A 12111-nucleotide genomic window follows, 5' to 3' on the forward strand; every position below is an offset into this window, starting at 1 on the left:
TTGCTTTTGTATGGCTGTATGCCATGATTCTTATAATTCCTGTTTCTATTCTTTATATTTGGCTAAATTACAAATTCCTAGCCATATATCAGGAAATAGAAATCCACAAAGTCTCAAAAGGAGAAATTCATAAGTATCGAATTCTCCTGGAAAATTCTGGATTTCTTCCAATTCATAACATGGCACTGTCAACCTATTCTGATAGATGCGATTTGCTGGAAATTACCGATGGACAGCTTATATCTCTAGATGTAAGAGAAAAAATGGAACTAACTTCAAGTATAAATTGCAAGTATGCAGGTGCCTATGATGTAGGTGTAAAAAGCCTTACATTCACAGATCCTTTTAATATTTTCTCAGTGGATTTAAATGTACTGTATACATTTAAAGCTGTGGTTCGTCCCAAGATTACAAACATAGCAAACTCTGCACTGGATTTTGAAAATCTGGTAAATAATACAGGATTTAAAAGTATTAATCAGGTAGAAGATATTCCAGGAAATGATATGCGCTCATACCAAGCTGGTGACAGCCTCTCTTCTATTAACTGGAAGGTCTCCGCAAAGTTTTCTGAGCTTATGGTACGTCTACCGAATCCTATGGAAAAGCGCAGCGTCACCATAATAATGGACGCCGCCAATTGGCAAGATAGCAAGCAAAACTTAGAGTTTTTAAAAATGAGAGACTTCTTTTTGGAATTTGTAGTTTCCGCAGCATGGAATTTCGGTCAGCAAAATGTTCCTCTTGAAATCATTTATCCATCAGGTGATATAAAGATTTCAACAGTGGATTCCTACGAAAGCTTTATGGATTTTTACAACGAAATTGCCGACGGTATTTTCTATAGATCAGATGCAGTAAAGACGAAGCTTCAGTCCCTAATCAAGGAAAAGAGTGTAGACTATGACAAGAACACATGCATTCTCATTAAAGAAGATTGTAGAGACAAAAAAGATTTCTGCAGTATTATTGGATGAAATCAAACTGTTAATGTTTGAATATTGTCTACTGATTATTTCTGTGGAAATATATAGCATTTACAATGGATACGGCGAGGATTTCTCTGCTGGCTCCTTTATTTTAAATGCTCTTTTTTCCCATACTAGAATCATTATCCTAGCTATTATTGCTATCCAAATTCTTTTCCACGCCTTAAGAAAATTCAAAAAATATATAGACTACGGTAGTGTTCTTCTTGCCCTAGTATCAATCTGCCTTTTCCTAGCCTTTGGAAGTTTTTGGGAGAAAAATTCCACCAACACGCTTCTGATAATTTTCCTTGCAATTATGACTCTTTGCGCTATCCAGCCTAACAAGTTTTCTTTTTATTATTTTCTACTTCTTGGAATCATTATTTATCTCATTCCAGTCAGACAAGAGCCTATCAACTGGACTCCTGTAACTGATAAAGCAAGTGTTGTAATAGACAATGTTTCCTACTATTTTTCAAACATCTTAGGGACAGATAAATACACTACCGGCTACAGCAGCCTTACAAACTCTGGCAATCAGCTGAAGATTTCTGATACAACGCAGCTTATTATCACTACAAACAACCTGCCTTATTTCATATTCTTCGATGAGACTACCTCAAAGAGAATGAAGCAGGCCAAAACACTATATTTAGCAGGAACAGATTCTACAGATATCTCACATCTTGTAGAATTTGCAAACCTTCTATGGAGAAACGACGTGGATGAAGAAACAGCCGCTCTTTTTTCCACCATTTCTGACCTTTCGCTAGAATATTCTTTTCTCACCACAAGGGATGAAATTGCCCCTATTAATACCATTAGGCTCACTGATGAAAATGGCAATCCTCTTCAGAAGAACGATAAGAAACATCAAAAGGGATATACTCTTAGCGCCATCTATTTAGACATAGATTATGGTAATCCATATCTTATGGACCTTTATAGAAATCCTGTTTCATCAGATTCTTACCTGAATTATGACAGCTGTTGTGATTATCTAAAATCGCTGTACGATATTAATTTTTCAAAGATAATTTCGGAAGATGCCTATAACGACACCGTAGAAAATCTTCAGAATGTAACTGTCGACTACTTAGATACAGATGGTGCCACAGAGAGAATGATATCTCTTGCCTCCACTGTGGCTGGTGATTACGCCAGTGATTTTGATAAATGCAAGGCCATCGAGAATTATTTGCGCCAGTATACCTACTCTACAGATTTAGATGCAGATGCTGTAGAAGCTGATATGAATGAAGCTGCTGGCATGAGCATGCTAGCAGACAACTTTTTGTTTGACACTGGAAAGGGATACTGCGTCCACTATACTTCCTCAATGGTAATGCTACTTCGCCTATCAGGTATCCCTGCCAGGGCAGCAAGCGGATTCTACTATCAGTTCCCCCTTGATGCAGCCAGCAGTTATAATGTTTCGGCAGCCTGTGCCCACACCTGGCCAGAGGCTTATATAAAAAATGTTGGTTGGGTTCCTTTTGAGCCAACCAGCCAATTTATCCCTGCCGAATATCGCTCATGGAGAAAGCAGCTTGAAAAGGATACAGGCTCTGTAGATGCTCCAGCAGTTCCTGCTATTCCAGATACAATTGAAGACGATGCCTCTACAGAATCTATCAAAGCTTTTCATGTAGCAAAAATCATCGCGGTTATTTTTGCCAGCCTAGTAGGTCTTTTAGTTATGGTCCTCCTAGGTCTTAAAATCTTTTACAAACTTCGCTACATTCTTGCCAGCCCTGAGCGCAAGCTGGAGCTAGATGTACAGCAGATAAAAAAGACTATACAAAAGAATACTGACGAAGATATTTATGACAGAGGATTACTTTCGGATTATGTAAAAATGGCACCATCCTATATTCAGGATGATGCCAAGAGAATGTTTGAATTGTATTATAAGGTAAAATATGGTGGCAAATCCTAGACCTTTTTATAAGCTGCAGCCTTTTTTGCCAACTCCACCTCGCATTTCATGCGAACATTAAGTATCTCAATCTGCTGATTAACAAGGGCTTCTTTTGCCTCATCAGTCTCAGCCATAGCCTTCATAGTCTCTACCGACTCATACATATTCTCATATTGAGATACCTTGTTATTATATTCATTCTTAAGCATTGAAGGCACTTCAACTGTTTTAAAAATACTATCTACAGTATTGTGGACCTCAAGCATTTTATTGTATAGTTCCTGCAATTCTCTTATCCTACTTTATTTTTAATCGCCTCAACAACAGTTGAAAAATTCATAAAGTGTGATGCCTTTACAAGGATTGTATCTCCGCTTCTGATGATAGGGATTAGATCCTCAAGCATTCCCTCTACTGTCTTGTAGTGGTGAGCCATGCAAGAGCTATTCTTCTGGCTGAGAGATTTGTTGATTTCCTCAGAAAGCTCTCCCACTGTGAATACATATCCGATGTGATTCTCCTCAAGTGACTGGCCTATCTCGTAGTGGAGCTTGCGCTCGTCGCTGCCAAGCTCTCCCATGTCCCCAAGGACTGCAATAGTTCTGCCAGATGCCTTGCCAAGGACCTGAATAGAAGCCTTCATTGAAACTGGGTTGGCATTGTAGCAATCGTCGATGATTGTCACCTCTCGAACCTTAATTATATTGTTTCGGCCTGCGATTGTACCTGCATTTTCAAGGCCTCTCTTGATATCTGAAACTGAAAGTCCAAGCTCTCTTCCAACTGCAGCTGCTGCAAGTCCATTCATTACATTGTGAGTACCTGGAAGAGGGATGATTACTTCAAATGAATCGGAACCAATACTAACCACTGCCTTGGTACCAGTAATTCCATCAGCCTCCACATCTGTAGCGCTGATTTCCTGTCCATTAAGGCCATAGAATATTTTCTTTTGACCAAAAGTCTCTGCACCAATCAGCTTGTCGTCATCACCATTTAAGATAACAACTCCATTTGATGGCATGTGCTCAAAGACCTCTGTCTTTGCTCTTAAGATACCATCTCTATCCTTTAAAAATTCTAAATGGCACTGACCAATATTTGTCATTACCACGTAGTCTGGCTTTGCAATGTCGCCAAGGCGATGCATCTCGCCAAAATCTGAGATACCCATCTCAACTACTGCCACCTGATGCTCTGGCTTGATGCGGCAGATTGTAAGTGGAAGTCCAATCTCGTTATTAAAGTTGCCCTCTGTCTTAAGTACCTTGTATTTGGTCTCAAGAACAGATGTAATCATTTCCTTTGTACTAGTCTTTCCTACGCTTCCTATAACTCCAATTACTGGAATTTTAAGCTGCATTCTGTATGCTGTAGCAATCTGCTTAAGAGCTATCTTTGTATCTTCTACAATAATATAAGGACCTGATGGGTTATTAAGACGACGCTCCGAAAGTGATGCAAGCGCCCCTTTAGAAAAAGCATCCTCAATAAAATCATGTCCGTCTACCCTAGCCCCAACCATTGGAATAAACAGAAAATCTTTTTCAATTTTACGGTTATCATTAACCGCGCCTTGAATTTCCTTATCCTTAAGAGCCTCCTTGCCCTCAGGGATAATCAGCTGCCCATCTACAACCTGAGCAACATAAGCCAATGTCATATTCTTCATATACTGCGTCTCTCTACTTCTATATCCTATCTATATTTCTTCAGTGAAACCTGAATCAAATGCTCACATAAATCTTCAAAATCCATGCCAACCTGAGCTGCCTCTTGAGGAAGAAGACTAGTAGGTGTCATACCAGGAAGTGTATTAGCCTCAAGGCAGTACATATTTCCATCCTCATCCATCATGAAATCCATGCGGGCATATGTTGTAAGTCCAAGTGAAACAAATGCCTTCTCAGCAAACTTTTGCATCTGAGCAGTTGCCTCAGGGCTGATTTCAGCAGGACATGTCTCAACAGCAGATCCTGCTGCATATTTATTCTTATAATCATAAAATCCCTGCTTTGGAGCAATCTCAATTACAGGAAGGGCCTTGCCCTCGATAACACCATCAGAGAACTCACGTCCCTTGATGAACTGCTCGATAACTACCTCATCTTCCCACTCAAATGCAGCATCAAGTGCAGCATCAAGTTCTGTAGGATTTTCAACAATAGTAACTCCAATTGATGAGCCACCACAATTTGGCTTTACAATGCAAGGATACTTTTCAAACTTAAATCCTGCTCTATCCTCTTTTTTAAGAGATGTTCCAGCAGGTGTTGGCACGCCAACTCTTTCAAATACATTTTTTGTGAGCTGCTTGCTCATTGAAATAGCACTAGAAACATAATCATTTCCAGTGTATTTGATTCCATATAAGTCAAAAGCTGCCTGAACTTTACCGCTCTCACCATCGCCACCGTGAAGAGCCATAAAAACAATATCTGCCATCTGGCAAATCTTGATTACATTTGGTCCAAAAAAGCTTGGACTCTTGTCTGCACGACTTGCAATAATAGCATCAATATCTGGTGCTTCTGTAGGAATATCAGCCACCTTTACAGAGTTAGCCTCACTGTTTTCAAAAATATCAGTAACATCACACTCTGCATCAGAATATCCCATAAAAACATCAAGCACTAACGCTCTATGGCCTCTATTTCTAAGGGCCTTTGCAACCATTGTGCCTGATTTAAATGATACATCTCTCTCTGAGCTAAGTCCGCCAGCTAAAACTACTATATCCATTTATCTATACCTCTTTAAATTATTTAAAGCTTTTCTCCTCGATTAATATAGTATTTTGGTGTAAAAAAAACAAGTCACCCAGCCTTTCTATAATTATGAAGATAATTGACCATCTTCTGTGATGCCAGGATAAACTCGTCGATAACTAGTGCCCCTTCTCTATCATTCGCCGCGTCAAATAATTCTTTTTGAATCTGAAGTCCATGATAAAGAATTCTCGAATCTAGGGCCTCCGCTATTTTCACCAACAAATAATTGACGCATTTTTGCGCCTTGCAGTAATCCTTCTTACTGAGCAGTACCTTGGCAAATGTAGCAGATATTACCTTGCATCTTTGGATATGATAATCCGTATTTCTTTTTAAACTGTACTTCATGAGAGCCGCCATAAGTTTCTCTGCAAACTCCAGCTCTCCCAACTCATAGTGCCCCTTGGCATATTCAAAAATAATCATATGCTCTATCCTCGTGAGATGAAGCATATGCAAATCTTCTATCTTTGGTATTTTTCTCCCCTTCTCAAATAATTCAATACATCTATCTATATATTCCTCAATACTCATGCCCCTTTTTCTCATACAAATGAGATAGCCTAGTGCGTAGTATTGTTGGTGTTCCACATTGTCTTTTATCATTAGTTCTTCAAATCTTTTTAACTTTCGTTCAAGTATTTCCTCTCGCCCGTCATGAATGGCTGCCAGAAGCTCGTCCTTTGCCTTATGAAAATCATATATTTCATTCATAGGCAGTTCCTCGTAGGTAAAACCAAATTGCTCGAAAATGGAGTCGAGCCTTGCAAACAACTCTAGTCTTGGAAATTCTAATCCACATTCAATTCTAGAAATAGTTGATGTCGCGCATCCTGCTTTCAATGCTAATTCTTCTTGAGTAAGATTTGCCGCTCGTCTGAAGTAGGCCAACTGAAAACCGAATACAGTTTTATTCATAAAAATACCTCCTAAAGATAAAACACAGAACCGAATTCCAATTCTATCATTAGGAGGTTAAAATTCTTTGAACTTTTCTTTATGAAAATTTGAACTCTAGAACTCTGGCTCTATAAGACCATAAGCTCCATTTTTTCTCTTGTAAACTACATTAATCTCGTCTGTATCTGCATTTCTAAACATGAAGAAGTCATGTCCTAGCATCTCCATTTCAAGGCAAGCATCCTCAGCATACATTGGCTTCATATCAAATGTTTTCTTACGAATAATCTGAATTGATTCTTCTTCGCCTACCTTCTCTTCGATGAAATCCTGTGCGAAAATCACACGAGAATCTGACTGCTTTTTGTCGATGATTTTGTTTCTGTGTTTTTTAAGCTGCGCTTCAAGTGTATTAGTAACTGCCTCGATAGATGCATACATATCAGATGTAACTTCTTCAGCCCTCAAGTAACTTCCCTTCATAGGGATTGTAACCTCTATTTTCTGACGTCCTTTCTCCACGTCTAGCGTTACGATTGCTTCCGTATCCTTGTTAAAGTACTTGTCTAATTTTTTGAAACGCTCCTCCACAGCGTCCTTGAGACCTTGGGTTAATTCGATGTTCTTTCCTGTGATTGTTGTTTTCATGATGTCGTACCCCTTTACATGTGGATTTGATATACTAGAGGTATCAATTAGAAGTGATACTTTTGAATTGGTATATCATGTAAATAGTATATCAATTGCATGGTAAAACCACAAGGCATTTATCAGATTATTAATAATTATTTTATAAATTGTATACGCTATTAGCTATTGACAAAGGAGAATTCAATGAAAAAGACAGCTATCATCACTGGAGCCAGCAGAGGAATAGGAAAAGCTATCGCCGAAGCCCTAGCAAAAGAAGGATATCATCTGGCCCTTTTCTGCCATAAAAATATGGATTTACTTCAAAAGCTGGCTGAGGATTTATCCAATGAATATCACATCCAGGTCTACACCTACTGTGGTGATATAGCAGATTCTGATTTTACTATCGCCTCATGCAAGGATGCCCTAGAAAAGCTTGGCCAAGTAGATGTGCTTGTAAACAATGCAGGCAAGGCCTCTATAGGTCTTCTTACTGATATGTCTGTAGATGATTGGGATAGCATGATTGGCACCAATCTCTCTCCACTTTTTTATACATCAAAAGTTGTGGTCCCTGCCATGGTAAGCAAAAAGTCTGGAAATATCATAAACATCAGCTCTATATGGGGCACTGTAGGTGCCAGCTGTGAGGTTGCATACTCTGCTACAAAGGGTGGTGTCAATTCATTTACAAAGGCCCTTGCTAAGGAGCTTGCTCCAAATGGTATATCTGTTAATGCCATTGCTTGCGGCGTAGTTGACACTGACATGAACTCTCAGCTTTCTCCTGAGGAAAAATCAGAGCTTGCTGAGGAAATTCCTGCTGGAAAATTCTGCTTACCAGAAGAAATAGCCCAGGTAGTTTTGAGCATAATAAATGCCCCATCATATATGACAGGGCAAATAATAGGCGTAGATGGAGGATATATCTAAAACTAGAGGACTTATAAAAACTATGCCAGTTACGACAACAAGCCTTAGACTCTCTCCAGTCATCTAACACGATTTCCTTGAGAGAGCTAAGAGCTTGTTATCTACTGGCTTACATTTTTTAATACATAAAGTCTCGTCTACTACTAGCTCATCTCTAATATACCCTCCAGGTATTTACGGTAGTTTATAACCTCCTCCTCTGGAAATGCCACAGTGGCACCGATACCTACCAGCCATCCGTAGAGCTGAGGAGATACTGCAACAGATATGCGGGCCTTTACGTGAGATTCTCCATCTGGGCGCACATCTATCTCTGTTCCAAACTTATCAAGGACTACACCAATCAAATGCTTGGCAAATCTAATGGTGATAACCCTCTCCTCACCTGAGAACATACTGATATGCTGCTTGGCATATTCATGAGGATTAAGCTCCTTTATTAATTCAAGTCCACCTCGATCTTCTTCCATTTCTGAAGTGGATGTCATTTTATCTACTCGATAATGTCTTATTTCACCACTTTCCTCATCAAAGGCAACAAGATAATAGTTCTCATCGTTTCGAAGCAAAAAAGCAGGGCTTACTACGTAGGTCTTTCCTCCGTGGCGTGGCTGCATCTCCTTGCTTAGGGTCCACTCCTGATATTTAAAAGACATCTTTTTATTGTTATCTATACATTGATAAATCACATCGATTGAATAGAATATCTTTTCATTTCCTGCCTTAGGCTTGTCTGGCACTACAACCTGACGGCTAAGCTGCTCCGCATCATCAACACCCGCAAGACTTGTAATCTTTTCCACAAGCTCTCTTGTTTTCTTTTGAGATATAAACTTTGAGGCCCCCACTGCATCCACAAGAAGCTTTAGCTCTGCAAGCTCAAAGGTACGGGATCCAATATAGTATCCCTTGGTCCCCTTTATTACATCAACACCTGCATCAATAAGTGTCTCCATATCTCTATAAACGCCCTTGCGCTCGGCAGGAATACCACGCTTTTCAAGGCGTCTAGTCATCTCAATGGCATTGATAGGATGATTCTCATCGCTTTCTTCCATGAGAATCTGATACTCATTTATTATCTTTAATTTTTGGCCTCCAACATGTGGCATAAGCTCATTCTCCCTAATGTTTTTACTTAAAGAAATTTGTGATATAATTTGTTAGTTAAAATGTTACTAATTCCATACACCCACCAAGAAGAACCCAAAAAGAGTTCCATTAGGAATGAGTGCGGGTTCCTGTGAATAGTAACTACGTATATTATAAACAATTAAAACTTATAAAGGAATTATCATATATATATGAGTAGACAAGATTTTTATAAAAAATGCAGAGAGGACTATCCTACTTTTACATATCAGGGATTCTCTTATGATTTAGATGATTCAGGCATCAGCATGACCTTTGATTTTTCCATTGATGGTCTTTCTGAGTTTCACCCTACTTGGTATATCCCAAGAATCAATCCAGTTGATGAGATTAACACAGATTTAATTGAAGACATGGTCTTCTCTCTTGGAATGGTTGAGCTTATTAGCTACTGGAAAATTGCGTGCCCACCTACTGTTATTATCAAGGACAGAGCATTGACTGCCGAGCAAATTGGATGGTGGAAAAAGCTTTACTTCAATGGCCTTGGTGAATTTTACTACACCAATGGCATCAGCGAAGAATTCGAAGACTTCATGACCATCAGCTGCGAAAGCTCACAGCCTACCAGAAGCTTCACTCCAAAGGATGCTCCTAAAATCATGGGCAACAAAAAGCCTTCTGTTATGGTGCCTGTAGGCGGTGGAAAGGATTCTGTTGTATCTATCGAACTCTTAAAAGATAAGGCAGATGTCAATTGCTATGTAATTAACTCTCGTGGTGCCACAGACTCTACAGTACAGGTGGCAGAGCTTACCGAAAAAACAATCTACGCAAAGCGTACTCTAGATAAAAACATGCTTGATTTAAATGCCAAGGGATTTTTAAATGGTCACACTCCATTTTCAGCCCTTGTTGCATTTTCTAGTATCATTGCAGGATACTTAAACAACTTGGATTTTGTGGCTCTTTCAAATGAGTCTAGTGCCAATGAATCCACTGTATTAGACAGCTATGTTAATCATCAGTACTCAAAGAGCTTTGAGTTTGAGTCTGATTTCAGAAGCTACGAGAGAAACTATATTGGTTCAGGAGTATTTTATTTCAGCTTCCTGCGTCCTCTTTCAGAGCTTCAGATTGCTATGCTCTTTTCACGCTTCAAAAAATACCACGGCATTTTTAAGAGCTGCAACGTAGGAAGCAAGCAGGATATCTGGTGCGGACATTGTCCAAAGTGTCTCTTTGTATACATTATCCTATCGCCATATCTTTCTCTCGAAGAGTTAGATGCCATCTTTGGCAAGAGACTGTTTGAAGATGAGACTCTTATGGAGGACTTTGACAAGTTATGTGGCATCCTTCCTGAAAAGCCATTTGAATGTGTTGGTAGCCGCGATGAGGTCAATGCCTCTATCACCGAAACAATCAGCAAGTACGCTGCTAGGCAGATTGCCCTTCCAGCACTTTTAATGCACTACCAGGATTCAGCTGTGGTACCAAGCGTGCCATTTGCTAAATATATCAAGCAATACAGCAAGGAACATGCATTAAATGATTATTTCGAATCTATAATAAAGGACGCACTTGCAAATGAAGGAAACAATTAGAAATTTAGTTAAAGATAAAAAGGTATTAATTTTAGGCTACGGCCGAGAGGGTCAGTCAAGCTTTAGAATGGTTAGCTCTGTAGGCGGATACGCATGCCTTGATATAGCTGATGCCAATGCAGTCAGTTCAGACCTTACATCTAGCCACAAGGTCATTACAGGAGCCAGCTATTTGGACTGCCTCAATGATTATGATGTTGTATTTAAGAGCCCAGGAATTGTCCTGCCAATGGACATCAGCAATTACTCTTGTCGCATCACCTGTCAGGCTGATTTATTCCTTGAGGTATATGGCGCACAGACTATCGGTATCACTGGCACAAAGGGCAAGTCCACAACATCTTCACTTTTATACCATATACTTAAAGAATGCGGTAAGGATGTGCTCTTCGGTGGAAATATCGGTATTCCTATTTTTGATATTACCGACCAGATTCACCCACGTACAATAATAGTTTTTGAGCTTTCTTGCCATCAGCTAGAGTATGCTAAATTTGCTCCATCAAAGGCGATTCTTCTAAACCTTTACGAGGACCACTTAGATCACTATGGCACAGTTGAGAAATACTGGAATGCCAAGAAAAATATATACAGAAATCAAGGATACTGTGACTTCCTCTTCTGTAACCCAGACTTTTTACCTGCTACAGGAGAATGCAAGGCTACTGTAATCAAGGTTAAGTCTCAGGATCTTCCATTCAACTCATTTGAGGAAATCCCTGGGGTAACTTTAAGAGGCACACACAATCTTTTCAACACAGCCTTTGTCTATGATGTATGTCGCAGATACGACATCTCTGACGAGGATTTCAAGGCTGCACTTGCTACATTTAAGACACTTGCCCATCGTCTTCAGTACCTTGGCAAGCTTGATGAAATCGACTATTACGACGACTCTATTTCAACCACTGTTGAATCTGCAATTAGTGCTGTAAGAGCTATTCCAAATGCAGGCACACTACTTCTTGGAGGAATGGATAGAGGCATCGACTATGACCCACTTGTAGATTTCTTACCTACCACTAGACTTGAGCACATTATACTTATGTACGACAGCGGAAAAGTCATATTAGAAAAGCTCAAGACTGCTGCCTCACCATCATTTATGGAAAAGGTACACTACATCCAAGACCTTAAGGATGCTTGCGCCTTTGCTAAGGCTAACGCATCAAAGGGTACTGCGGTAATTTTATCACCAGCATCTGCAAGCTACGGAGTCTTCAAAAACTTCGAGCAGCGCGGTGATTTCTTCAAAGAATATGTAGGTTTATAGTTCCACCCAT

The 12111-nt window shown here is 39.6% G+C and carries 11 protein-coding genes; 5 read left to right on the top strand and 6 right to left on the bottom strand.

Annotated elements, in window-relative coordinates; genetic code table 11:
* The first annotated feature begins 179 nt into the window (after positions 1–179).
* Positions 180–977, top strand: a complete 798-nt coding sequence (locus F0Q01_RS07405; protein WP_242941844.1) for a DUF58 domain-containing protein — start codon at positions 180–182, stop codon at positions 975–977.
* Entirely contained in the window at positions 904–2910 is a 2007-nt protein-coding gene (locus F0Q01_RS07410) for a transglutaminase-like domain-containing protein (protein WP_090487866.1), read from the top strand. The genes F0Q01_RS07405 and F0Q01_RS07410 overlap by 74 nt, the downstream gene beginning before the upstream one ends.
* On the opposite strand, the gene F0Q01_RS07415 is transcribed toward F0Q01_RS07410, so the two are convergent.
* The 5 genes from F0Q01_RS07415 to hpf form a co-directional block, all read right to left on the bottom strand.
* Positions 2907–3179, bottom strand: a complete 273-nt coding sequence (locus tag F0Q01_RS07415; RefSeq protein ID WP_099413233.1) for a hypothetical protein — start codon at positions 3177–3179, stop codon at positions 2907–2909. The genes F0Q01_RS07410 and F0Q01_RS07415 overlap by 4 nt on opposite strands.
* Positions 3180–3184: 5 nt before the next feature.
* Positions 3185–4564, bottom strand: coding sequence for a UDP-N-acetylmuramoyl-tripeptide--D-alanyl-D-alanine ligase (locus F0Q01_RS07420; RefSeq protein ID WP_090487868.1), 1380 nt, complete (start codon positions 4562–4564; stop codon positions 3185–3187).
* Positions 4565–4590: 26 nt separating this feature from the next.
* Positions 4591–5634: a D-alanine--D-alanine ligase family protein gene (locus tag F0Q01_RS07425; protein WP_090155570.1), complete on the bottom strand. Its 1044-nt coding sequence runs from the start codon at positions 5632–5634 to the stop codon at positions 4591–4593.
* Positions 5635–5708: 74 nt separating this feature from the next.
* Positions 5709–6581 carry a helix-turn-helix domain-containing protein gene (locus F0Q01_RS07430; RefSeq protein WP_090155568.1) on the bottom strand — a complete coding sequence of 291 codons (873 nt, stop codon included), beginning with the start codon at positions 6579–6581 and terminating at the stop codon, positions 5709–5711.
* Between the two features lie 96 nt (positions 6582–6677).
* Entirely contained in the window at positions 6678–7211 is a 534-nt protein-coding gene (hpf, locus tag F0Q01_RS07435) for a ribosome hibernation-promoting factor, HPF/YfiA family (protein ID WP_090155566.1), read from the bottom strand.
* Between the two features lie 186 nt (positions 7212–7397).
* Here hpf and ymfI point away from each other — a divergent pair, with 186 nt between their 5' ends.
* Positions 7398–8129: an elongation factor P 5-aminopentanone reductase gene (ymfI, locus tag F0Q01_RS07440; protein WP_090487870.1), complete on the top strand. Its 732-nt coding sequence runs from the start codon at positions 7398–7400 to the stop codon at positions 8127–8129.
* A 143-nt stretch (positions 8130–8272) separates the two neighbouring features.
* Here ymfI and F0Q01_RS07445 read toward each other — a convergent pair whose 3' ends face one another.
* On the bottom strand, positions 8273–9241 hold the full coding sequence (locus F0Q01_RS07445) for a helix-turn-helix transcriptional regulator (RefSeq protein ID WP_090487872.1): 969 nt from the start codon (positions 9239–9241) through the stop codon (positions 8273–8275).
* Between the two features lie 192 nt (positions 9242–9433).
* Between F0Q01_RS07445 and F0Q01_RS07450 the strand changes: the two genes are divergently transcribed.
* Both F0Q01_RS07450 and murD read left to right on the top strand, forming a co-directional pair.
* Positions 9434–10828 (top strand): hypothetical protein, encoded by a 1395-nt coding sequence (locus F0Q01_RS07450; RefSeq protein WP_090487874.1) that lies wholly within the window; start codon positions 9434–9436, stop codon positions 10826–10828.
* Positions 10812–12101 (top strand): UDP-N-acetylmuramoyl-L-alanine--D-glutamate ligase, encoded by a 1290-nt coding sequence (murD, locus tag F0Q01_RS07455; protein WP_090487876.1) that lies wholly within the window; start codon positions 10812–10814, stop codon positions 12099–12101. Before F0Q01_RS07450 ends, murD begins: the two co-directional genes overlap by 17 nt.
* Positions 12102–12111 lie beyond the last annotated feature (10 nt).

It is taken from the genome of Pseudobutyrivibrio xylanivorans (genome assembly GCF_010906925.1).
Taxonomy (GTDB): domain Bacteria; phylum Bacillota; class Clostridia; order Lachnospirales; family Lachnospiraceae; genus Pseudobutyrivibrio.